The following is a 23,336-nucleotide window of genomic DNA, read 5'->3' as shown; positions in this document are numbered from 1 at the left end:
ATGCCAGCCGGATAACCAGATATGGGGCTATTGTTGCTTCATTTATGTCTTAAATATAAATTTTAAAAATATAAATTTTAACATTTTGTGGCGGAATTGATTTGTATATCCTATTTTTGTTTGAGTTGAAATAAAAACATTCACAGGTTTCGTTTCAATCTTCAATAAGACATATCATCTTAACTTATATAATTCTATGGGTGCACTAGGTACTATCTTAATCGTTGTTGGTTTTATTGTTGGTAATTTCAGCGGATACATGCTTTCAAATGGGAATGTGATGAAAGATGCCAGCGGCAATGTTATAAAATCAAAAGAAACTTTATACGCACTTGTTATTGCATTTTCTGCAATAATGATCCTCGTAGGTCAATACATCGTGGTTGCTCCAAACAGCTACGCTCACCCTTATTGATCTGGGCTCAAAAAACATTTTCTTAAACCTGTCCTGATAGCTTCGGGACAGGTTTTTTTTTGCCTTTACTTATTCCGCTTTTATTAAATAACTATTCTTTTTATATTTATCATAATTATAATAAAATTCTATTAATATGAGTGATATAAAATATAATAACAAATGGTTTAAATCAGGACTGGAAATACTGAATGAAGTTCTATATGGCAAATGGAAGTTTATTATTATTTGGAATTTGATTGATAAACCGCTCAGGTTCTCTGATTTAAGAAAAAATATTCCATCAATTACCGATCGTATGCTTTCTCTCCAGTTGAAGGAATTGGAAGAAGAAAGTTTTGTTGAACGTGTTGTTACTGAAGGAAATCCACCAAAAATTGATTACAAATTAACTGATAAAGCCCAGGGGTTGATCCCTGCCTTGCATGCTTTGGATACTTTTGGCCGTGAGTTAGTCCTAACCAAAACTACAACCCAGGTTCAAGCAACAAAAGATACTTCCCTTCCTTTGAGCGAAGATCAGGAATCATTCTTTGATCAATTGTAATTCTTGTCTTATTCCAGATAAAAGCCTTTGGCTTTTGCCTTACTCATAATCACTTCCTGCACCGATTTGCCTTCGATTTTACTTTCCAGCCAGGAGATGATATCAAAATAAATAAAGGCCCGTTTTTCATAATCACTGTTTTCAATAGGCACCAGCTGATTTTTCAGGTTGCTGAACCGGCTGACAAGCTCTGCTACATCCACATCATTATTCAGATCCTTCAGGAATTTCAGGATATATTTCTGGAACATCCGTAAATCGTCCCGCTTCCATAAAAAGCGATAGGTTGAAATAATATAGTATTTGATCACATCAAAATTACCCAGTTCATAGTGACAGATCAGGTTAATGATCCGGGCAAAGCAATGGATATCTTCCCGGATATCCACGTTTGGAATATTGATGATCCGGTTAAGCCATCTCAAACAATGGTTGTATAAACCTGCTCCGAAATACAAACAGGCTATCTTATACATCAGGATCAATGCAGAGTGCGAATCGAGTTTTTTCAGCAAGTCATCGATATCCTCTTTCCGGTCAATAAATAACTTCTTTACACCTGCATTAAACTCGCCCGTGAGGAAAAAAAGGTTCAATTCATGAATAAAATAATATTTTAATAAGCTGATTTTAAGTCGTTCATTAAAATAAACAGTACTATCATTTGTAAAGTTAATCAGCTTATGTTTATGTAAAACAAACTCTTCAAAATAATTCAACTTAAATTGTGCTATCATTAAGTTGTTCAATGCCTTAACATAATTTTCCGGAGAAAATTTGATTCGGTCAGGGTTTTCTTCGTACAAATGTACTAACCTGTTGGCATACAGGTAACCATTGGAAAAATCCTGCAAAAAATAGTAATAACCAATATATAAAAGATACAATGTGATTTTTTCTCCCAAAGAAAGTTCTTCCTCCTTATAATCAGGCAAATTGCTTATAAAATATTCTTTTACCCGTATGGAGTCTTCTTCATCACGAATAAACCCGATCCGGGTATAATAGGAGTTCAATTTAATGCTCAAATTGGAAAACATATTGATGTTATGGATCTGGGAATTGATTTTCCGTACATCTTCAATGATGGTATCAACGGTTTCTTCGATATCCTCGTCGATGGTCAGCATCAGGATGCTTTTTTCCAGCTTGATAATCTCCAGGGTCAGTTCCAGGTTCTCATGTACCTGTGAAAGCCGACGGGCTTTTTTCAGGCAGGATTTCCCCTGCGGGTATAATCGGCGCTCAAATAAAAGCTGGGCAAAATCGATCTGCTCCCGGATCTGCAGATCCAGAATTTTAGGCAAATTATATTGGCGCAGGGAAAGCAGAATTTTTTCATATAAATATGCCTTCAGGTTTGAAAGCTGGGAAGATTTAATGGCCGGAATTACTTCCGACACACGTTCTTCATTAAATGATTTTTGCTTGTTCAGATAATCAAACAAGAGGAGCATTTTCTTATCATCCGGGTCGCCGCTGGCAGAATGATTGATTTTAAAGTGCCTTTTTTCATTCGGACTCAGTGAATGAATAAGATCAAATAAGCTCTTGGATTTAACCCTGGACATAGTAAATATATTTGCCTGAATGATTTAATAATCAGAATCTAGTGCAATATATATATTTACCGGAAAACGTAGGTGTGATTTTTATAATAAAAAATGCAAATACTTGTTTTGTCTAGCCCAGAGTTACTTGGCTGACAAAAACATAATTAAACAATTGAGCTTTTCTCAAGAAGGTCTATCAACCGCGAATTGAAAACCATAATTTGATTCATTTTACGTCTTCTCCTTTCATTTATAAAAAAATATAAGGCAATGCCTCCAATAATGAATACCCATATGAAGAATATTAAATAGAACTGAAATATATAGAGATATAAAAAAAGTGGTAAAATGATCATAAGCTTCCAAAATGGAAATTCTGAGGTTGGAATTTTTGGTGCTTTCTGAATATGTTCCTTAATTTCTTTTGTTTCAAAATGCAGCTCTTTTAAATAACAGAGATAATCGCAGTATTGATCAAAAAAATCAGGATAGCCATTCCTTTTTTCTTTAAGCAAACGTTCTGCTCTGCTTGAAAAGTTATCAAGGTTCGAGATAATCAGGTTTATTGTTTTTATATCGTTTTCAAGCCTGCTCATTTATACAGCTTTCTGTAATTCATTTTTCCTTCTTCCAGAAAATCAATGTATGCATCAACACTTCTTTCAAAATTTATATGTTGAGTAAGCTCCTTTTCAGTATGAGGGTCTAAAATTACATAAAGTGGTTGGCCTATATAATTAAATCGACTCTCCTGAAAGTCATTATTTTGAGCCCCAATATTTTTTTTAACTTTATTGTCCAATTTAGATGTATACCATTCATTTTCAGGAAGCATTGTTCTATCATCAGTATACAAAGCAACAATTACAAAGTCTTCTTTAAGACGTTTAAGAACAGATGAATCAGCCCAAACATTTCGCTCCATTTCTCTACAGTTTACACAACCATGCCCGGTGAAATCGATGAACAATGGTTTACCTTGCTGTTTGGCACAAGCCAATGCTTCTTTGTAATCAAAGTAACCCTGCAAGCCCAATGGCAAATGTAAAAAATTGTTGTATTTAGGTGTACCACAAATTTTGTCTGTTTCTGTTGTATAATCTTCAAGCGGCGGCAAATAACCTGATAGCGGTTTTAAAGGATTTCCAGCAATCCCTACACTTAAATAAGTTGCAAAAACGAAACTCAGAATTGCAAGTGATTTTCTTATTCGGCCAATCGGTCCTTTATCGTGTTCACTTAATTTAATCACACCTAACAAATATAGACCTAAAGAAAACAAAATTAGAATCCATAATAATAAATATGTGTTTCTGTTCAATATATTCCAGTGTTCTACCAGATCAGCCATGCTCAGGAACTTTAGTGCGAGACCTAATTCGATAAAGCCGAGGCTCACTTTTACAGTATTGAGCCATCCTCCGGATTTAGGTAATGATTTTAACCAACTTGGAAATAATGCAAATAAAGTAAAAGGTAATGCAAAGGCGGATGAATAAGCAATCATACCAATAACAGGTTTAATAATTTCGCCTCCTGCAGCAGACAAGAGAATTGTACTCACAATTGGGCCCGTACATGAGAAAGATACGAGTACAATAGTAAAAGCCATAAAAAAGATACCTATATGCCCCCCTTTATCTGATTGTTTATCAACCTTATTAATGAAATTACTCGGTAATGTGATCTCAAACAGACCAAAGAAAGAAAGTGCAAAGACAATAAATATCAATGTAAAAACTATATTCGGAAGCCAATGTGTGCTAATAAAATGTCCGAAATCTTTCCCAAGAGTAGATGCAATTACAACTCCTATTAAAGTATAAATCAAAACAATTGACAGGCCATAGATAATTGCTTTCCGGACAGATTGCTTCTTTGAAGCAGAGGTGTTTGTAAAAAATGAAACCGTCATCGGCACCATTGGAAAAACACAAGGTGTAATAATCGATAAAAATCCGGCCGCAAATGCAAGCAAGGCAAAGATCAACAAAGAAGTATTTTGTGTAACACCGCCACGATCTTTGATTGTAATCTGTTTACTTGAAACAGCGGTGGTCTTTTCCGCTGAATCAGAAATAACGGCTGTTGCTGAGTTACTGTCAATTGGACTTACTACTGCCGGATCTGCGGCAGTTGAAGGATTAACAGGAGTCGTTGCTTTAGCAATTTTTCTTGCCGGCAGAATTATCAAACCGCTAAATGTAAATTCTTCATCGCCCGGAATACAACGGCCGATCACATCATTACATGTCTGGAAGTTAACAGACATTGCTATTTTCATTTCTGCAGACAGGACAACTATTTTCTGTCTGAATTCGGCATGTTCCACAAAGTAGGTAACATCGCCTTCCCAGATATCACTGTATTTTTTCTTCGGTTTGATCGCCTTCGTTTTTCCCAGTAAGGAATATCCTTTGTCGGCAACGAAATCAAATGTTGTTATGGTTGGACCAAGATTGGGATCAAAATCATTGGAATAGAGATACCAGTCAGGAATAATGGCTGCTGTTGCAATGACTTCAATGGTATCGCCAATGTGTATCTCTTTGGAAGACAATGCAAAAGACCATTTTATAGGATCATTATTCTCTGCCTGCACCATGGCAGAAAATAAACAAAAAACAACTGCTATAATCTGTTTTATCATATTATACTATACAAAATCCGAAACCATTAAGTTTCTAACGATAAATTAGTCGTTTGCATATTCATTTCCTGACAGTCTCCGACAGACAAGTTGTAAGACGAATAATAAATTTTCACTGAAGAAAGTGAAAATTAAAACCCCAATTAACAAGACAATTCCCCGCGGCGAACCACGGGTAGAAACTGCGCTGACACAAACATTTATTTATGACGACTTTGAATTTCTTTGAAACCCTGTTTAATCTTTAAATCCGGTAAATCCTGATTCAGACTACTTCCCCGCGAAATACTTATGGAACAGCACAATCGTTTCAATTCCTTTCAGGTAATTAAATACCCTGTAGTGCTCATTAGGTGAGTGGATCGCATCTGAATCCAGTCCAAAACCCATCAATACGGTTTTCAAACCCAAAACTTTTTCAAACAAGGCAACAATCGGAATACTGCCGCCTTCACGCATCGGAATTGGTTTTTTGTTCCAGGCTTCAGCAAATGCTGCTTCAGCTGCCTTATAGCCGGCACTGTCGGTTGGTGTAATTGCCGGTTCACCGCCGTGATGCGGCGTAACTTCTACTTTTACCGATGCCGGTGCGATACTTTTGAAATAGTCCGTAAACAACTGCGTAATCTTTTCCGGTGTCTGGTTCGGTACCAAACGCATGGAAATCTTCGCCTGTGCGATGGATGGCAATACTGTTTTTGCGCCTTCACCAATGTAACCGCCCCAGATGCCGTTAACATCCAGCGTTGGACGGATGGAGGTTCTTTCTAAGGTAGTGAAGCCTTTTTCACCTTCCACATCGGCAATGTCCAATGCTTTTTTATAATTATCTAAATTGAACGGTGCACTGTTCAACGCTTTACGGTCTGCATCACTCAGCTCAAGCACAGCATCATAGAAGCCAGGAATTACAATGTGATTGTTTTCATCTTTCATGCCCGCGATCATTTCACATAAAATATTGATCGGGTTGGCAACCGCACCGCCATATACACCGGAATGCAGGTCTCGGTTGGGACCGGTAACTTTTACTTCCAGGTAACTTAAGCCTCTCAAACCAATCGTTATCGAAGGCGTATCGACAGAGAAGATTGCTGTGTCTGAAACCAGGATCACATCGGCTTTCAACTTTTCTTTATTTTTTTCCAGGAACGGACCAAGGTTATCAGAACCAACTTCTTCTTCGCCTTCAATCATGAATTTGATGTTGCATGGCACATCCTTCATCGCTGTTAAAATCTCCAGCGCTTTGATGTGCATGTATACCTGGCCTTTGTCGTCGCAGGCACCGCGGGCATAAATGTTTCCATCTTTAATAACCGGTTCGAAGGGAGGTGAAGTCCACAGTTCATATGGATCTGCCGGCTGCACATCATAGTGACCATAAACCAGAATTGTCGGTTTTGCCGGATCAACCATTTTCTCTGCATACACAACCGGATTGCCGCCTGTTTCACAAAGCTCTGCTTTATCTGCACCGGCTTTTAAAAATTGTTCTTTCGCAAATTCTGCTGCACGGATCACGTCTGCTTTGAATTTCTTGTCGGCACTGACAGAAGGAATCTTCAGCCAGTCGCACAGTTCACCAATAAAACGATCTTTGTTTTGTTCCACATAAGCAGAAACAGCAGCAGCAGTAAGTTGAGACATAGTATTTGGTTATGAGTGTAGTATGTAAATATAGAAAGCGAAGTGTAAAGTAAAAAGTGTAAAGTGTAAATCGTTTCATATTACCCCCACTTTGCCTTGCGGCGATGCAAGTTAATTTGTTTCAGGTCTTCAGCCTGATGATTTTTCTTTGACTTGTATAGTAGTTTTGTTCGCTGCGAATGCCAACCACTTACTGAATTTATCATCTCAGAACAGTGGGTTGTTGGCCGGTGGCACAACAACGGGTTGAGTCGTGGGTTGGTTAGATTTGTCTCCGTTTGGAATTTGTTTTTTGGAATTTCCCCCAGCTTTAAGTCTTTAGCTCTATGCTTCCAAAGCCTCTCCATGCCTGCACACCACCTGTATGCAGCGCTACTATTACTGAGCCTTTTTTAAAATACCCGTTTGCAATTTTATCCAGCAAGCCGAACATCATTTTTCCATTGTAGACCGGATCAAGTAAAATACCTGTTTGTTGTTCAAAATCTTTTACAAAGTCAACAAGTTCCGGTTTCACCTTTCCATAGCCACCAAAAACATAATCCGAAGTGAACAGCGCTAGCTTGCTGCGGTCAAAATCTTCTTTCAATAAAGCAGCAACTTCATCAATAATATAATCACCATTCTTCAAGGCTGAAAAAACAAGCAGCTTACAATCAAGATCTTTAATGCCTTTCATCAAACCGCCGAATGTTCCGCCCGTGCCGCAAGGGGTTGTGATATAATCAAATGGCACATCAATCTCCTGCACCAGCTCAGCAACTCCTTCAACCGCAAATGCATTTGTTCCTCCTTCGGGAACAAAATAAAATTCTTTACTGCTTGAATCACTTGCTTCAAACGCCAGTTTCGGATTTTCACGAATGCTTCTATATACTTCCCTCGAAACAAAAACGAACTCCATGCCAAGAGCAGCGGCATCTTTCAGTGTCGGGTTTTCAATCAGCAGTTCCTCACCACGAATCAATGCTTTGATTTTCAAACCCTGCTCTTTAGCATACGCCGCCGTTGCAAGTATGTGGTTGGAATACGCACCACCGCAAGTAAGCAATCCGCTTTTCCTTTCCTTCACACATTGCATTACATTGTATTTCAGCTTCCGGATCTTATTTCCACCATATAAGGGATGGATTAAGTCCTCACGTTTCAGGTACAATTGAACGTCTGCTGCTTCAAGAAGTGGTAATTGAATACGCTCAAGGTTACTATGTAATAGCATAATTCGTGTAGAAATTCCAAATTACAAAAAACAAATTCCAAACTACTCAACAAGCCACACAAATAACTTAAACAAATTGCTGGCAAGAAAAGTAAATGCTAATAACTAACTTTACGGCTGTTTGGAATTTGTTTTTTGAATTTTGGAATTTTACCAATAAATGCCCTAAAGCTCAAATCATCAAACATGTCGTTTCTTATCGAAGGTTTCCGTACCTTTACAGTTATGGCAGAAAATCAACTACCGGAAGAATTAGAAGACGGGTTCGCGGAAGACGAATTGTTTGAACACCACCGTGTGGTTTGCGACCCCGGACAAACGTTGCTGCGCATCGATAAATTTCTGATGTCGCGTATTCAAAATGCGACGCGCTCCCGTATTCAATATGGTATTGAAGCAGAAGCTGTTCGTGTAAACGATAAGCCAACCAAAGCCAGTTATAAGGTAAAGCCGGGTGACGTGATTACTATTTCGCTACCGCATCCGCCGCGTGAAAATGTATTGATCCCGGAAAACATTCCGCTGGATATTGTGTATGAAGATGATCAGATACTGATTGTAAATAAAAAACCGGGCATGGTGGTGCACCCCGCACACGGCAACTGGACCGGCACCCTTGTTAACGCACTCGCGTACCATTTTGAAAATCTGCCGACGCACCGCAACGGAGAAATCCGGCCGGGCCTGGTACACCGCATTGATAAAGATACTTCAGGCTTATTGGTAATTGCAAAAACAGATTATGCCATGACCTTCATGGCAAAACAGTTTGCGGACCATACCATAGAACGCACTTATTATGCCATCACCTGGGGTACACCACAACCCAAAGACGGAACCATCCGCAATTACCTGGGAAGAAGTACGAAAGACCGCAAGATTGTTGCTACCTACGACAACGAAGAAGATGGCAAGCTGGCCATCACACATTATAAAACCCTGAACGCCTATCATTATGTTGCATTGGTGCAATGTAATCTGGAGACCGGGCGTACACACCAGATCCGTGCACACATGCGGTCGATCGGCCACCCGTTATTTAATGACATGAGTTATGGAGGTGATGCAGTGGTGAAAGGAACAGTAACAGGTAAGTACAAACAGTTTGTTGAGAATTGTTTCAAACTATTACCACGCCAGGCACTGCATGCCAAAACGCTGGGCTTCGTACATCCCACCACAAAGGAATTTATGCAGTTCGACAGCAAGTTGCCGGATGATATGCAGGCCGTACTCGATAAATGGGAACGCTATGTGGGCGAAGAAGTATAGAGTACAGTATACAAAAAATTCTATTTTGAAACCCTTTCCATTATTATAATTTATTTCTCATACTCTGTACTCCGTACTTAGTACTTTGTACTCATGACGCTCGGTATCCGCTACATGCTTATCTCCATTGTCTCCTTTTCACTCATGCATTTGTGTGTGAAAGCGATTCCGGAGATTCCCGTTGTACAAACAATTTTTATCCGGTCTGTCTTTTCCATTATATTCTGCTACATCGCAATCCGGCAAGCCAGGGTTCCGGTGTGGGGAAACAACAAACCATTTCTGGTGCTGCGTGGTTTGGTCGGCATGTTTTCGCTGATCTGTTTCTTTTATTCCATACAACTGCTGCCACTGGGAACAGCAGTAACCATCGGCAATCTCGTTCCTTTCTTTACCTTATTTCTGGCTTTCTTATTTCTGAAAGAAAAGATCCCGCATTTGAAATGGTTGTTTTTCGGCATCTCTTTTCTGGGTGTGTTTTTAATGAAAGGGTTGGATAAAGACCTGTCAACCGTAGGAATCATCCTTGGTTTGTGTGCAGCCTTCTTTACGGCCACAGCGCACTTCGTTGTACGTACACTGCGCGACACCGACGATACCGCCGTGATCATGTTTTACTTTCCGTTCATTACCATTCCTTGTATGCTGCCCTTTATCTTTACAGAATGGAAAACACCGGATGCACGGGAATGGTTGTTTCTATTGTTGATTGGAATTACCACACATGTGGGACAGCTTTTCCTGACCAAAGCCTATAAACACGAAGAGGTGAAAAATATTTCCTACGTGTATTATCTGGGTATTGTACTTTCTTTTTTCTACGGCATCACGTTCTTCGGCGAGTACATCAGCCTGAAATCCTCGGTTGGCGTGGGTTTGGTGATGCTGGGGATGGTGCTGAATATTATAGCTTAAAGCGAAAAGCTAAGGCCTTAAGCTTATTACAATCTTTCTCGTTCAGCCTTAATTCGCTCCAATTCCAACACATCGATTTTATCCTTTGGCCTGTCGCAGGCTTTTTTGCTTTCAATCAGGTGATTGATATGCAAGAACTTTATTGGTATGTCAAAAATAACAGCTGTTGATGCTGATTGATAGCATGCATCAAATGTTTCCTGTTCGAAGCCTTTTATATAAGACATTAGATCCAGTTCCATGCCTGAGTTAAGTCTAATGGAAGACCAGCCGGGAATAAAATCCATCCGCTCCATTTGCGGCAAATCACCAAGACCCATTTGTGCCAGAGAATCTTTGAGATGTATTCTATTTTGTGGAGTATCTTTTAACCATATATCAATATCTGCAGTTGTTCTTGAAAAGCCATTCAGATTGGTTGCGAAACCTCCAACCATAATATATTGAAATTTGTTTTTGTGAAACGCCTTCCAGAGATTTAAAACCTCTTCATCAAAAATATCCATTATTTCTTTGGTTTATTTTCCGAATGGATAATCGTTGCGTTGCGCAGCATTCGATCAATTTTCATTAATTTCATTAATAACAAAAAACGTTCCTCATAAACATTTAACTGCTTATTGGCCGAAGATTTGCTTTGAGTATTAATAGGTTTCATGTGAAGATTAAAACGATAGTAATACTAAGATAAAGAAAAAAGCTTAATGTGAAAAGCTTTAAGCCTTCGGCGTTCCGCCTTATGCTTTACGTCTACAAAAGATCCTTCTTATATTTAACCTTATAATACAAACCGATACCTAACACGGAAACAAACAGTGATAAAGAAGTCCAGCCGATGATATTCATTTTATGCTGATCTGCTTTACTGACATAATACGTTTTTCCATGGCTCGTAATGGCTTCTGTTTTATCCGGAGTTTTTATATCTGAATAGGTTTCGCCATACTGATACAACGAATAAAAGAAAAAAAGAAACAGTACGATATTCAAATAGAAAGCGGCTTTGTATATTTTTTTAAATGTTTCCATGGGTGTTAAACCTAAGGCGAAATGCTTAAAGCCTAAGGCTTGTCATTTCTTTATTTTTAACTTCAGTACTTTAAAGATGAGAATAAAATTTACAAACTAAAATGATTAATGAAACGCAAAAGCATTAAGCCTTAGGCATTCCGCCTTAAGCCTTCTTCGCTGCATTCCAGTATTCATCCATTTCGGCCAGGCTCATGGTGTTTAATTGCTTGCCATCTTTTCTGGATTCTCTTTCCAGATACTGAAAACGTTTGATGAATTTTTTATTGGTGCGCTCCAGTGCATCTTCGGGGTTGATGTTCAGGAAGCGGGCGTAATTAATCAGGGAGAAAAATAAATCACCGAGTTCGCCTTCGGCTTTAAATGCGTCAATCTTTTTATCGTCTTCTATGTTAAATTCCCGCTTGAATTCTGCAAGTTCTTCTTCCACCTTTTCCCAGACCTGTTTTTTTTCTTCCCAGTCGAAACCGGCGCCACGGGCTTTCTCCTGTATACGGGTAGCTTTGATCATAGCCGGCAGTGATTTGGGAACACCGCTTAAAATAGATTCTTCCTTCGGCTTTTCCGTCATCTTGATCTGCTCCCAGTTTTTCTTTACGGCTTCTTCGTCTTCTGCCTTTACATCGCCATAGATATGCGGGTGGCGGCGGATCATCTTTTCCGAGAGGGCATTCAGTACATCTCCAATATCAAAATCATTAGTCTCTGAAGCGATCCGGGCATAAAAAACCAGATGTAGCATGATATCGCCCAACTCCTTTTTGATCTCATCCATGTTCTTGTCGACAATGGCATCCGAGAGTTCAAACGTTTCTTCAATGGTTAAATAGCGCAAACTTTCAATGGTTTGTTTTTTATCCCACGGACATTGTTCCCGCAATTCATCCATGATCGTCAACAAACGGTCAAATGCTTTTAATTGCTCTGCTCTTGAATTCATAACAAAAAGACGTTTATATAACAAATAACCATATTCTATTTACTAATGCTTGTTTTCATAAAGAAATTTTAGCCGGATGTTGATAAAATATTTGTTTGTATAATTTTAAAAAGAAAAGATTGTATATGGTTTCTGTTTTGTAAATTTGGTTACACAATAAATCTTTTTAACTGTGACTTTAATTAAATCTATTTCCGGAATCCGCGGAACTATCGGCGGTAAACCCGGCGACTCGTTAACACCGATCGATGTGGCGAAATTTGCTGCAGCATACGGAACGTGGGCAAGAAGTGCTTCAAATAATAATAAGATCGTTATCGGCCGTGATGCCCGTTTATCGGGACCATGGATTTCTTCCATCGTTACAGAAACGTTACGGTGCCTTGGATTTGATGTAGTGGATTTAGGTCTATCAACGACACCAACCGTAGAAATGGCTGTTGTGTGGGAGCAGGCAGCCGGCGGTATCATCATTACTGCCAGTCATAACCCGGGCCAATGGAATGCCTTGAAGTTACTGAACGCTAATGGAGAATTTGTTTCAGAGCGCGACGGTAAAAAAATTCTGGTTCTTGCTAAAAAAGAAAATATTGAATTTGTAGATGTAAAACATTTCGGTTCATACCGCAAAGACGACAGCTACATTCAAAAACATATTGACGCTATTTTAAAATTACCATTGGTAGATGTGGCAGCGATCCAGGCAAAGGATTTTTCCGTTGCCATTGACTGTGTAAATTCTACGGGTGGTATTGCACTACCCTTACTGCTGAAAGCATTGGGCGTTAAAAAAGTTTCTGCGTTCTACTGCGAACCCGACGGACACTTCCCGCACAACCCGGAACCGCTGCCGGAAAACCTTTCATTCATTTCCAATGAAATCGAAAAAGGTCATTACGATTTAGGCATCGTGGTAGATCCGGATGTTGACCGTTTGTGTTTTGTGAACGAAGACGGAAGTATGTTCGGCGAAGAGTACACACTGGTTGCCATTGCTGATTATGTATTGAAAAATACACCGGGCAATACGGTTTCAAACCTGTCCTCAACACGGGCATTAAAAGATGTAACGGAGAAACATGGTAAAAACTATATCGCTTCTGCCGTTGGTGAAGTGAACGTAGTTACGGCCATGAAGAAGAATAAAGCTGTGATCGGCGGTGAAGGCAACGGCGGTGTGATCTATCCTGAACTGCATTACGGCAGAGACGCCTTAGTAGGTATTGCCTTGTTCCTTTCTCATCTGGCGAAATACGGAAAGTCTATTTCCATGATGCGTGCCAGCTACCCGAACTATGTTATTTCAAAAAATAAAATTGAATTGACTCCGGAAATTGACGTGGATTGTGTGATCGAAAAAATAAAGGAGCATTACGCAAAAACACCTATGATCACAGTCGACGGAGTACGTTTTGACTTTGAAGCAGGCTGGGTACACTTACGTAAATCCAACACCGAGCCGATCATTCGTATCTATGCGGAAGCAGACACCCATGCAACTGCAGACAATTTGGCTCATAAAATTATCAACGATATAAAAGAAGTGCTTGAAACCAATGCGTGTTTACTTAGATAATGCAGCAACAACGGCTTTAGATCCGCAGGTTCTCGAAGCCATGATGCCTTATTTAACGGACCGCTTTGGCAATGCTTCTTCCATACACGGACATGGCCGTGAAACGCGGTCGGCCATTGAGATTGCGCGCAAGAAAATTGCAGACCTGCTGAACACCACGGCAGCGGAGATCTTTTTTACCTCCGGCGGAACCGAAGCAGATAATACTGCGATCATCGGTGCGGTTGAAAAACACAACATCAAACACATCATTACCAGCCGGCTTGAACACCATGCGGTACTGCATACCGTGCAGTATCTGGAAAAACTGAACCGCGTTACTGTCCACTATGTAGATGTAAATGAGCAGGGTGTTATTAGCCTGGCTCATCTTGAATCGTTGCTCAGGGCAAACACACCGGCGTTGGTCAGTCTGATGCACGGCAACAACGAGATCGGCAATATCCTGGATCTGAAAAAGACCGGTGAACTTTGCCAGCAGTACAGCGCTTTTTTTCACAGCGATACGGTACAGACCATTGGTCATTATCCTTTGCATTTATTATCTCTGCCGGTTGATTTCATTGCCGGCTCTGCGCATAAATTCCACGGACCAAAAGGCATTGGTTTGTTATACTTAAAAGCCGGCTCAACGATCTATCCTTATATGCATGGCGGCGCGCAGGAGCGCAACATGCGCGGCGGAACAGAAAACACGGCCGCCATCGTAGGTATGGCCAAAGCTTTGGAACTTGCCTACCAGCGCATGGATGAAGATCGCATGCATATCATAGAGCTGAAAAAATACATGATTGAAGAGCTGAATAAAATTCCCGGCTTATTATTCAATGGCGAATCTGCTGATATCGATAAAAGCCTGGTGCATGTGCTGAACGTAAGTCTGCCGCCATCAGAAAATAACGAGATGCTGGTGATGAACCTGGACATTGCAAAAATTTCTGCATCTGCCGGCAGCGCCTGCACCAGCGGCACGAATATTGGTTCGCATGTATTGGAAGCCATTGGCGCCAAAGACGATTGGGGCTATGTGCGTTTTTCTTTCGGAAGATATAATACCAAAGACGAAATAGATTATTGCATTCAAACGTTAGTAAAGAGTATCAAGTAACCGTACCACTATGAAAAAAATCATCGTATTCCTTTTATTCACGGCTGTATCAACAGCTTGTGCTGTTGCGCAGACAGGTTCGGCATTCCCGGATATTGCAACGAAAAAATTAAGCGGACAATCATTCCCCGTTCCCGACAGTGTGAAAGGGAAATACAGCATCGTTGGTATTGCTTTTTCTAAAAAAGCGGAAGAAAGCCTGAAGACCTGGTACCAGCCTGCATATCAAACGTTCATTCAAAAAAAGAAAACTGTATTTGCGGCAGAGGTGTATAATGTAAACACCTATTTCGTTGCGGTTGTTACCGGAACAAATAAAGTTGCTGCCGGCGATATTATAAAAGCCATACAAACCCAAACACAAAAAGAATTACAACCTTATGTGTTAACCTATGTGGGTGAATTTGCTTCATACAAAAAAACGTTGGACATCGTAGAAAATGATGAGCCTTATTTCTTTGTACTGGATGATAAAGGCGTGATCACGCATGTAACGAAAGGCGCGTATACAGCACAGAAACTGGCGGAAGTCGAAGCAGCGCTGACTGCGGGTGAATAAATAAATGAATGAAACAATATAGTTATGTCTTTGTTGAAAAGAACTGCTGCTTTTATAGGTATTTTGTCAATTTGGTTTGTTTTCTGCTATTACGTCAATTCATCTTATACAGACGCAATTGAGCAGTCAGAAAATTTGAAATTACTCTGGATCTTATCTACACTATTCGCAGCAGTTCTTGCTAACTTTTGTTTCAGGAAGAAGAAATCATGATTCATCAACAGGCTGCTTTTTCACAATCGTATGAAAAGAATTTTTTCCAATCTTACCTTCTGGGTGCTGACAGCTATTGTGCTTGGTGTGTGGCTCGGACATGTTTATCCGCAGACCGCATTAATGCCCGTATTGGATAAGCCTTTCAAATTAAATCTTTACCTGACCGATATAGAAATTAAAACAACCTTTACCGAATTTCTCAGCAGTCTGTTTATTTCACTGGTTAAAATATTCATCAACCCAATCATCTTCTTAACGATCACGCTGGGCATTGCTTCCATGAGTGATTTGAAAAAGGCAGGTAAGGTAGGTGCGAAAGCCTTGTTGTATTTTGAAATTGTAACAACCTTTGCCTTGCTGATCGGCGTTGGCGCAGCCTGGGTCATTCGTCCGGGTGACGGCGTGGTAACATCTTCCGTTGCGGGCGGAGACATCAGTACCTACACCAAGCGTGCCGAAGATTTCAGCTGGTTCCATTTTTTAAAAGACAATGTAACGCTGCAGGTTGTATTGATCGCCATTGTTTCGGGAATCATGCTCAGCAGATATCATAAGCGACAACAATTAATTGACTGGCTGCAACCCATTTCCAAAAAACTTTTTAAAGCCCTGCATTATGTCATGCTGCTTGCACCCATCGGGGCCTTCGGCGGTATGGCATTCACCATTTCCAAATACGGACTTACAACCTTGCTGCCACTAGGCAAACTCATGCTGACCGTGTACATCACCATGGCACTTTTTATTTTTGTCGTTCTCGGTCTGATCTTGTGGTACTACAAAATCCGTTTGTTGTCGTTGTTGAAATATATTCGTGAAGAACTATTGATCGTATTGGGAACTTCTTCTTCCGAAGCGGCGCTGCCTTCGCTCATGGAAAAGCTTGAACGCATGGGCTGTTCCAAACCGGTTGTTGGTTTGGTTGTGCCTGCCGGTTACTCCTTCAACCTCGATGGTACCACAATCTATCTCTCGATGTCGGTATTATTTCTGGCGCAGGTATTTCATGTACACCTGGCTCTCTCACAGATCCTGTCTATCATCGGCATTTTGCTGATCACCTCTAAAGGCGCGGCCGGCGTAACAGGCAGCGGGTTCATTGTACTCGCATCCACTTTAACAGCGGTTAAAGTTATTCCGGTTGAAGGCCTGGCGCTGCTGCTAGCTGTTGACCGCTTCATGTCGGAGGCCAGAGCAATCACCAATTTTATCGGCAATAGCGTGGCAACCGTTTTTCTGGCAAATAATGAAAACGAATTCGACCGGAGAAAAATGGATGGGGCCTTTAACAAATAAAACCTATAAGGTTTTGATTCATAAAGGTTCGTTGATTAACAAAGAAAATCTTATAGGTTTGGTTCGTTCCGCTAACGAATCCTCCAAGGCCTTGCTCTAATTTAGAATGGCATAAACTTAATTAAGTACTGCACCCTGGTCTGTGACACACAGACCAGCATTTCGTACTGTATGCCATACAGATTTCTTAACAACCGATAATAAAAACTTTGGTTACCATTTAGTAACCTCGCTTAAGGAACTAATAATACTTCTTAGCACTTATATTGTCTCAACACACTTTTACCCACGATATCTTTTTATCCCATGACAACATCTAAATTATTTGAACCTCAAAAGATCGGTTCTATTTCCCTGGCAAACAGTATTATAATGGCACCGATGACACGCAGCCGCGCAATCGGTAACATACCAAACGATTTAATGGCAACGTATTACGGACAGCGCGCCGGCGCCGGACTGATCGTTACCGAAGGAACATCGCCTTCACCAAACGGTTTGGGTTACGCACGCATCCCCGGCATCTTCAGCAAAGAGCAGGTTGAAGGCTGGAAGAAAGTAACGAAAGCCGTGCATGACAAAGGCGGGAAAATCGTGATACAATTAATGCACACCGGCCGCATCTCGCACCCGGCTAACATGGCAGCAGGTACAAAGATTCTTGCGCCTTCAGCCGTGAAGCCCGCCGGACAAATGTGGACGGACTCCTTACAGATGCAGGATTTCCCGGTACCAAACGCCATGACTGCGGAAGAACTTGTTTCTACAAAAGCGGAGTTTGTAACGGCTGCAAAGAATGCAATCGAAGCTGGTTTCGATGGAGTGGAACTGCACAGCGCAAACGGTTACTTGTTAGAGCAGTTCCTTTCTCCGGTAAGCAATGTACGTACCGACGAGTATGGCGGCAGCATTGAGAAGCGTGCTAAGTTTGTGCTGGAAGTGACTGAAGCGGTAGCTGCTGCGATCGGTAAAGACAAAACCGGGATCCGTCTTTCTCCATATGGTGTAGCGAGTGACATGCCGCATTATCCGGAGATCGATGCAGAATATGATTATCTTTCAAAAGAACTGAACAAGTTGGGTATTGCTTACATTCACCTGGTGGACCACTCAGCGATTGGTGCGCCGGCAGTACCAATTGAGATCAAACAAAAGATCCGTAACAATTTCAAAAACACGATTATTCTTTGCGGCGGCTTTACAAAAGAAACCGCTGAAGCAGCGATAGAGAGCGGCTTGACAAATGCTACAGGTTTCGGCCGGCCGTTCATCAACAATCCGGATCTGGTTGAACGTTTCAAAAAGGACCAACCCATTTCACATGATTTGAACATGGAACTGTTCTATACCCCCGGTGAACATGGTTATACGGATTTTGCAGTGTATGGCGCGTAAGTGAATTAAAGAAATTAAAGGTCACGGATTCGTAATCTTTAATTTCTCTTATATTTTTAAACCCGTCGAATCCGACGGGTTTAAACAGAAAGGCTCATCGTTTGATGAGCTTTTTTTGTTTATAGCAGGAATCGTTTTTAAATACTTACTTGATTAGTTTAACTAGTTCATCAATATAATTTATTGTTAAATTAAGTAATTCAGTCGCCATCTCTTGCCTAATAGGCTTTCCCGAATCATGTGATAGTTCATTAGAAAATCTAACTATTTTATTTAAATTTTCCATTTGATCTTTTTGTTTTACAAATTTTAGAATAGAAATTAAGTCTCCTAAATTTAAATCTGAGTAATGTTTTTTAAAAAGAAATTTATTAAACATTTCTTCCAAAGATAAGCTGTAATTAAATTTAGAATGAAAACAACATTCAATCTTTAAAACGTATTCGAAAATTCTCCTAATTGTATTTGCCTTCTCACAAATTTCGTCTTCGCTTAATTTCTTAGTTGACAATGTTGTTTCCACTTTTTCTAACCTTTCTAAGCAATCACTATAATTGTATAAAAAAAGTATTTTTTGAGATAAACTTGAACCTTGCTCTTTATCTTTTGGAATGATTAAAATCGAATAAATTGGAGTATCATGACAAAAACAATCTTCAAAATAATTCCCTCTATCAACTGAATAGAGTGAACAAAAATTTTCATTACGTATTTCCAAAGTAGAATTTGATTGACCTATAGACGTTAAATATTTTAATACCTCCTTTTCTTTTAAAGCAAAACCTCTAATTCCTACAAAAGGTAAATCTTTAATATTATCCATTCTTAATTCTTTGAAATGAATCATCAAAGTATAAATGTTAGGTTTAAATCCAGCATCATCAATATAATTTTCAATTAATGGACCAATTTTATATTGATGCCAATGCAGAAATACATAACCAGTAGAATAATCAATATGATAACTACCTAAACAATCCCAATTCCCTTGATCTAAAAAATCAACTATAATTAGACCTTCTGTTTCAGTAATAAGTTTATTTAAAAAAATATCTAAAGCTGGTAAATCTGTAATAGTATTATTGTTTGAATTTTTAAATAAATTAAAAAATATTTTACTTCCATTATTAATTGGGTCAATTCTTTCCATTTGAAAATATATTAAAATAAGAAAGGCGCATATAAAATGCGCCTTCCAAAATATAATTTATTAATCTTTACACCTTCTCCAATATCGTTCTCCAGCTTGTCTCTTTACGAATCTTCAGGCGTAATTCGCTGATCGCAACTCTTTCCTGTTCCATCGAATCTCGGTGACGGATCGTTACCGTATTATCTTCTAAAGTCTGGTGATCTACTGCAATACAGAATGGTGTTCCGATCAGGTCGTTACGCGTGTAACGTTTACCGATCGAATCTTTATCTTCATACGTTACCTTGATATCGTATTTCAGTTCGTTGTAAATTTCCATTGCTTTCTCAGGCAGGCCGTCTTTCTTCGTGATCGGAAGGATCGCTGCTTTGATCGGCGCCAATGTCGGGTGTAGTTTTAAGTACACACGCTCTTTCTGGCTTTCGCCTTCGCCTGTTACTTCTTCCGTATATGCATTACACAATACGGCAAGGAAACATCTGTCAGCACCAACGGAAGTTTCAACTACATAAGGAACATAGTTCCCATAAGGTTTTCCGGTAGCTTCGTCGATATCGTTATCGAAATACTGTTGTTTCTTTTTCGATAATTCCTGGTGGTTGCCCAAATCGAAATCGGTACGTGAATGGATGCCTTCCATTTCTTTGAAACCAAACGGGAATTCGAATTCAATATCTACAGCAGCATTCGCGTAATGTGCAAGTTTTTCGTGATCGTGGAATCTTAATTTCTCCGCTGGTATACCAAGCGCTTTGTGCCAGTTCAAACGTGTTTCTTTCCATTTCTTATACCATTCCATTTCTGTGCCGGGACGGATAAAGAACTGCATTTCCATTTGTTCGAACTCACGCATACGGAACGTGAATTGTCTTGCAACGATTTCGTTACGGAATGCTTTACCGATCTGCGCAATGCCAAACGGTATTTTCATACGGCCTGTTTTCTGTACGTTCAGGAAGTTTACGAAAATACCCTGTGCCGTTTCCGGTCTTAAATAAATTGTGCTTGCATCTTCTGCAACAGAACCTACCTGTGTAGAGAACATCAGGTTAAACTGACGTACTTCTGTCCAGTTAGCAGTACCGCTAATCGGACAAGTAATTTTTTCATTCGTGATCAGATCCTGTACACCTTTCAGATCATCGGCTTCAAGCAGACGAGCCAGTTTTTTCACCAGTGCATCAGCCTCGTCTTTTTTACCGGCAGCTTCCATTTGTGCCGCGCGCTCCTCAACAAGCACATCTGCTCTGTATCTTTTCTTTGAATCTTTGTTGTCAATCATCGGATCGCTGAAACCATCGATGTGGCCCGAAGCTTTCCAGGTTAAGGGATGCATAAAGATGGCAGCGTCAATCCCAACGATGTTGTCGTTCAGCTGCGTCATTGCTTTATACCAAACCGTTTTGATGTTGTTTTTCAATTCAACACCCATTTGTCCGTAATCGTATACTGCCTGCAACCCGTCATAAATTTCTGATGAAGGAAAAACAAAACCATATTCTTTCGCATGCGAAACGATTTTTTTCATCAGGCCATTTTCGGCCGGGGCAACTACTTTATTTTCCATGATACTCGTTTATACGTATTTAGTGCCTGTTTTCAACTTTTTAATCAGGACCAGATCATGATAAATTTAAATCATTCTGCTGATACAAATCACAACTTTAAAACAGTTATTTGTTAAGTTTGCAAATTAAATATGTTTCTATGGCATTGCCTAATAAAAAATCCAAAACAGCAGTCTTTCTCATCAATCTGGGTACACCGGATAGTCCAAATACACCGGATGTGCGCAAATACCTGCGCCAGTTTTTAATGGACCGCCGGGTGATCGACATTCCATGGTTTAACCGTTGGATGCTGATTAACATGATCATAGCTCCTTTCCGCGCGCCAAAATCTGCACATGAATATAAGAAATTGTGGACCGAAAAGGGTTCACCGTTGATGTTCCATGGCGTAGCTGTTAAAGATTTATTGCAACAGGCGTTGGGCGATAATTACAAAGTTGTGCTGGGCATGCGCTACCAGAATCCTTCCATCGAATCGGCCGCGAAAGAACTGGAAGGCAAAGGTTATAACAAAGTCATTGTTATCCCCCTTTTCCCGCAATATGCATCTGCTTCTACCGGCTCTGCCGTGGAAGAAGCCTTGCGTGTACTGGGCAAATGGGAGATCACGCCACACATAGAAGTAATCTCGAAATTCTTTGATCACCCGCTGTTCATCAAAGCTTTTGCTGAGATTGGCCGCAAATACCTGGAGCAAAGAAACTGGGATCATGTTATTTTCTCGTATCACGGTATTCCTGAAAGACAGATCACCAAAGCCTCTGTCGGCGACCAGTGCAAGCTGGGTACCTGCTGCCAGGTGTACGGTTCGCGCAATGAATACTGCTACCGCGCGCAATGTTATGAAACAACCCGTTTGCTGGTAAAAGAACTTGGTCTGGCCGAAGGTTCGTATTCCGTTTCATTCCAGTCGCGTTTGGGTAAAACACCGTGGATCAAACCATATACCGATCACAACATTGAAGCGCTGGGTAAAGACGGTAAGAAAAGTATTCTGTTTTATTCGCCATCATTCATTGCAGATTGTCTGGAAACAACGGTTGAAGGAGGCGAAGAATATAAATTACTATTTGAAGAACACGGCGGCAAAGACTGGCAGCTGATTGAAAGCTTAAATACTCACCCTACCTGGATAGCATGTCTGAAGGATATAGTATTGAGTAAAGAATAAGCTATTACCGTAAAGACGCAAAAGTATTTTCGCAAGGATCGCAAATTGAGAATTCTTTTGCGTTCTCTGCCGTGCAGTGCAGTTAAAATTTCTTTCAAAAAATAAAACAAAGCTTCGAAGTTTATTCAACCATACTTTTATAGATGCTTTATGACAAAAAAGAAAAACTCAACTATTTATATTTTTTTATTGCTGGCCTTGCTGGCTGACTTTGCATATTCGTACTATCAATATTCATTGGCGCGGCTTGATGGTGACCTTGTTCCCATTGTGGCGCCAAGCGAAGGCTATACAAAAGTATTGACGGAGCCGGTTGGCTGGCCGGCTTTTGCCCATGGTGAAATTTATCCCGCAACAAACCGCTTTACCGCACACGCAACACTATCCGTTTATTTTAAACACATGCCGCTTTTTCTGCAGCATTTTGTAAGTCCGATTGAAAGCGTTTTTATGAGCGCGGCACTTGCGAAAATTTTTATACATATCTCCCTTGTATTTCTGTTGGGATGGTTTATCTCCGGACTGTTTAAATTCAGATGGCAGGAAGGTGTATTAGGAGCTGCGCTTGTCAGTCCGTTTTTATTTACCAGCGGACCATACGAAGAGTATATGTCCATCATTGATTATTCGATCACCTATACCATGTTTTATGCATTACCGTTTGTGTGCATTTTAATGTTGTTTATTCCTTTCTATAAAAAAGCGCTTGATCCCTCCTATCATTTTCCTTTGTGGTTAAAAGCCATTTCTTTGTTGCTGGTTGTGCTGCTGGCATTTTTCGGCGCATTGCCGGCACCTGTCTTAACCATCGGCGTAACCATTACTTTCCTGTATTTCTTTTTCCTGTATTTCAATGCCGATACATCTCCTTCTGTTTCCCTGAAAACATTTCATTCGATAAAAAAAATTAATCTTCAGCTTTTCATTTTTTTAACCTTTACACTGCTGGTGTGTTTGTATTCTATTTATGTAGGAACAAAGAATTTTGAGAATACATGGACACCGTTATCTTTATGGGAAAGGTATTGCCGCTTACCCAAAGGAATTTGGGATTGCTTCTTTACGTTTGAGCGGGGGCCGTTTTATTTAGTAATTGCTCTT

General features: G+C 40.1%; 21 protein-coding genes. 11 read left to right on the top strand and 10 right to left on the bottom strand.

Features of this window, described 5'->3' with window-relative positions; all coding sequences use genetic code 11:
• Positions 1-196: 196 nt before the first annotated feature.
• A complete protein-coding gene (locus ACTHJT_RS06685; RefSeq protein ID WP_440237224.1) occupies positions 197-415 on the top strand; it encodes a hypothetical protein in 219 nt (72 codons plus the stop codon).
• 136 nt (positions 416-551) lie between these two features.
• A complete protein-coding gene (locus tag ACTHJT_RS06680; RefSeq protein WP_440237223.1) occupies positions 552-962 on the top strand; it encodes a winged helix-turn-helix transcriptional regulator in 411 nt (136 codons plus the stop codon).
• A gap of 8 nt (positions 963-970) precedes the next feature.
• Here the strand turns inward: ACTHJT_RS06680 and ACTHJT_RS06675 are convergent, their stop codons facing one another.
• From ACTHJT_RS06675 to ACTHJT_RS06655, 5 genes are all read right to left on the bottom strand, one after another.
• Positions 971-2,533, bottom strand: coding sequence for a hypothetical protein (locus ACTHJT_RS06675; RefSeq protein WP_440237222.1), 1,563 nt, complete (start codon positions 2,531-2,533; stop codon positions 971-973).
• 146 nt (positions 2,534-2,679) lie between these two features.
• Positions 2,680-3,111, bottom strand: a complete 432-nt coding sequence (locus ACTHJT_RS06670; RefSeq protein WP_440237221.1) for a hypothetical protein — start codon at positions 3,109-3,111, stop codon at positions 2,680-2,682.
• Positions 3,108-5,165 carry a cytochrome c biogenesis protein CcdA gene (locus ACTHJT_RS06665; protein ID WP_440237220.1) on the bottom strand — a complete coding sequence of 686 codons (2,058 nt, stop codon included), beginning with the start codon at positions 5,163-5,165 and terminating at the stop codon, positions 3,108-3,110. Before ACTHJT_RS06665 ends, ACTHJT_RS06670 begins: the two co-directional genes overlap by 4 nt.
• Positions 5,166-5,435: 270 nt before the next feature.
• On the bottom strand, positions 5,436-6,815 hold the full coding sequence (locus ACTHJT_RS06660; protein ID WP_440237219.1) for a dipeptidase: 1,380 nt from the start codon (positions 6,813-6,815) through the stop codon (positions 5,436-5,438).
• 310 nt (positions 6,816-7,125) lie between these two features.
• Complete coding sequence (locus tag ACTHJT_RS06655) at positions 7,126-8,034, bottom strand: 1-aminocyclopropane-1-carboxylate deaminase/D-cysteine desulfhydrase (RefSeq protein WP_440237218.1); 909 nt, start codon at positions 8,032-8,034, stop codon at positions 7,126-7,128.
• 225 nt (positions 8,035-8,259) lie between these two features.
• Between ACTHJT_RS06655 and ACTHJT_RS06650 the strand changes: the two genes are divergently transcribed.
• Together ACTHJT_RS06650 and ACTHJT_RS06645 are read left to right on the top strand one after the other, a co-directional pair.
• Positions 8,260-9,306 (top strand): RluA family pseudouridine synthase, encoded by a 1,047-nt coding sequence (locus tag ACTHJT_RS06650; protein ID WP_440237246.1) that lies wholly within the window; start codon positions 8,260-8,262, stop codon positions 9,304-9,306.
• Positions 9,307-9,399: 93 nt separating this feature from the next.
• Positions 9,400-10,221: a DMT family transporter gene (locus ACTHJT_RS06645; protein ID WP_440237217.1), complete on the top strand. Its 822-nt coding sequence runs from the start codon at positions 9,400-9,402 to the stop codon at positions 10,219-10,221.
• A 26-nt stretch (positions 10,222-10,247) separates the two neighbouring features.
• On the opposite strand, the gene ACTHJT_RS06640 is transcribed toward ACTHJT_RS06645, so the two are convergent.
• The 3 genes from ACTHJT_RS06640 to mazG all read right to left on the bottom strand — a co-directional run bounded on the left by ACTHJT_RS06640 (position 10,248) and on the right by mazG (position 12,190).
• Positions 10,248-10,727: a hypothetical protein gene (locus ACTHJT_RS06640; RefSeq protein WP_440237216.1), complete on the bottom strand. Its 480-nt coding sequence runs from the start codon at positions 10,725-10,727 to the stop codon at positions 10,248-10,250.
• A gap of 244 nt (positions 10,728-10,971) precedes the next feature.
• A complete protein-coding gene (locus tag ACTHJT_RS06635) occupies positions 10,972-11,250 on the bottom strand; it encodes a hypothetical protein (RefSeq protein ID WP_440237215.1) in 279 nt (92 codons plus the stop codon).
• Positions 11,251-11,395: 145 nt separating this feature from the next.
• Entirely contained in the window at positions 11,396-12,190 is a 795-nt protein-coding gene (gene mazG / locus ACTHJT_RS06630) for a nucleoside triphosphate pyrophosphohydrolase (protein WP_440237214.1), read from the bottom strand.
• A 172-nt stretch (positions 12,191-12,362) separates the two neighbouring features.
• On the opposite strand from mazG, the gene glmM reads away from it, so the two are divergent.
• From glmM to ACTHJT_RS06605, 5 genes are all read left to right on the top strand, one after another.
• Positions 12,363-13,766 (top strand): phosphoglucosamine mutase, encoded by a 1,404-nt coding sequence (gene glmM, locus ACTHJT_RS06625; RefSeq protein ID WP_440237213.1) that lies wholly within the window; start codon positions 12,363-12,365, stop codon positions 13,764-13,766.
• Positions 13,747-14,874 (top strand): cysteine desulfurase family protein, encoded by a 1,128-nt coding sequence (locus tag ACTHJT_RS06620; RefSeq protein WP_440237212.1) that lies wholly within the window; start codon positions 13,747-13,749, stop codon positions 14,872-14,874. Before glmM ends, ACTHJT_RS06620 begins: the two co-directional genes overlap by 20 nt.
• Before the next feature lie 10 nt (positions 14,875-14,884).
• Positions 14,885-15,433, top strand: a complete 549-nt coding sequence (locus ACTHJT_RS06615; protein ID WP_440237211.1) for a hypothetical protein — start codon at positions 14,885-14,887, stop codon at positions 15,431-15,433.
• Positions 15,434-15,676: 243 nt separating this feature from the next.
• Positions 15,677-16,945: a cation:dicarboxylate symporter family transporter gene (locus tag ACTHJT_RS06610; RefSeq protein WP_440237210.1), complete on the top strand. Its 1,269-nt coding sequence runs from the start codon at positions 15,677-15,679 to the stop codon at positions 16,943-16,945.
• Positions 16,946-17,251: 306 nt separating this feature from the next.
• Positions 17,252-18,340, top strand: coding sequence for an alkene reductase (locus ACTHJT_RS06605; RefSeq protein ID WP_440237209.1), 1,089 nt, complete (start codon positions 17,252-17,254; stop codon positions 18,338-18,340).
• A 145-nt stretch (positions 18,341-18,485) separates the two neighbouring features.
• Here the strand turns inward: ACTHJT_RS06605 and ACTHJT_RS06600 are convergent, their stop codons facing one another.
• The gene (locus ACTHJT_RS06600; RefSeq protein WP_440237208.1) at positions 18,486-19,490 is read right to left on the bottom strand and encodes a hypothetical protein; all 1,005 of its coding nucleotides are present in this window, start codon (positions 19,488-19,490) and stop codon (positions 18,486-18,488) included.
• Positions 19,491-19,557: 67 nt separating this feature from the next.
• Positions 19,558-21,060, bottom strand: coding sequence for a glycine--tRNA ligase (locus tag ACTHJT_RS06595; protein WP_440237207.1), 1,503 nt, complete (start codon positions 21,058-21,060; stop codon positions 19,558-19,560).
• A gap of 140 nt (positions 21,061-21,200) precedes the next feature.
• On the opposite strand from ACTHJT_RS06595, the gene hemH reads away from it, so the two are divergent.
• Entirely contained in the window at positions 21,201-22,235 is a 1,035-nt protein-coding gene (gene hemH / locus ACTHJT_RS06590) for a ferrochelatase (protein ID WP_440237206.1), read from the top strand.
• Positions 22,236-22,385: 150 nt separating this feature from the next.
• On the top strand, positions 22,386-23,336 hold a 951-nt coding region (locus tag ACTHJT_RS06585), incomplete at its 3' end, for a hypothetical protein (RefSeq protein WP_440237205.1).

Source organism: Cytophaga sp., assembly GCF_051961495.1.
GTDB lineage: Bacteria > Bacteroidota > Bacteroidia > Cytophagales > Cytophagaceae > Cytophaga.
This window is presented reverse-complemented; position numbering and strand designations above follow the sequence as displayed.

Bases quoted from the DNA above. Each gene is read 5' to 3' on its own strand.
- ACTHJT_RS06685 (WP_440237224.1), top strand. From the start codon at position 197: ATGGGTGCACTAGGTACTATCTTAATCGTTGTTGGTTTTATTGTTGGT.
- ACTHJT_RS06680 (WP_440237223.1), top strand. From the start codon at position 552: ATGAGTGATATAAAATATAATAACAAATGGTTTAAATCAGGACTGGAA.
- ACTHJT_RS06675 (WP_440237222.1), bottom strand. From the start codon at position 2,533: ATGTCCAGGGTTAAATCCAAGAGCTTATTTGATCTTATTCATTCACTG.
- ACTHJT_RS06670 (WP_440237221.1), bottom strand. From the start codon at position 3,111: ATGAGCAGGCTTGAAAACGATATAAAAACAATAAACCTGATTATCTCG.
- ACTHJT_RS06665 (WP_440237220.1), bottom strand. From the start codon at position 5,165: ATGATAAAACAGATTATAGCAGTTGTTTTTTGTTTATTTTCTGCCATG.
- ACTHJT_RS06660 (WP_440237219.1), bottom strand. From the start codon at position 6,815: ATGTCTCAACTTACTGCTGCTGCTGTTTCTGCTTATGTGGAACAAAAC.
- ACTHJT_RS06655 (WP_440237218.1), bottom strand. From the start codon at position 8,034: ATGCTATTACATAGTAACCTTGAGCGTATTCAATTACCACTTCTTGAA.
- ACTHJT_RS06650 (WP_440237246.1), top strand. From the start codon at position 8,260: ATGGCAGAAAATCAACTACCGGAAGAATTAGAAGACGGGTTCGCGGAA.
- ACTHJT_RS06645 (WP_440237217.1), top strand. From the start codon at position 9,400: ATGACGCTCGGTATCCGCTACATGCTTATCTCCATTGTCTCCTTTTCA.
- ACTHJT_RS06640 (WP_440237216.1), bottom strand. From the start codon at position 10,727: ATGGATATTTTTGATGAAGAGGTTTTAAATCTCTGGAAGGCGTTTCAC.
- ACTHJT_RS06635 (WP_440237215.1), bottom strand. From the start codon at position 11,250: ATGGAAACATTTAAAAAAATATACAAAGCCGCTTTCTATTTGAATATC.
- mazG (WP_440237214.1), bottom strand. From the start codon at position 12,190: ATGAATTCAAGAGCAGAGCAATTAAAAGCATTTGACCGTTTGTTGACG.
- ACTHJT_RS06620 (WP_440237212.1), top strand. From the start codon at position 13,747: ATGCGTGTTTACTTAGATAATGCAGCAACAACGGCTTTAGATCCGCAG.
- ACTHJT_RS06615 (WP_440237211.1), top strand. From the start codon at position 14,885: ATGAAAAAAATCATCGTATTCCTTTTATTCACGGCTGTATCAACAGCT.
- ACTHJT_RS06610 (WP_440237210.1), top strand. From the start codon at position 15,677: ATGAAAAGAATTTTTTCCAATCTTACCTTCTGGGTGCTGACAGCTATT.
- ACTHJT_RS06605 (WP_440237209.1), top strand. From the start codon at position 17,252: ATGACAACATCTAAATTATTTGAACCTCAAAAGATCGGTTCTATTTCC.
- ACTHJT_RS06600 (WP_440237208.1), bottom strand. From the start codon at position 19,490: ATGGAAAGAATTGACCCAATTAATAATGGAAGTAAAATATTTTTTAAT.
- ACTHJT_RS06595 (WP_440237207.1), bottom strand. From the start codon at position 21,060: ATGGAAAATAAAGTAGTTGCCCCGGCCGAAAATGGCCTGATGAAAAAA.
- hemH (WP_440237206.1), top strand. From the start codon at position 21,201: ATGGCATTGCCTAATAAAAAATCCAAAACAGCAGTCTTTCTCATCAAT.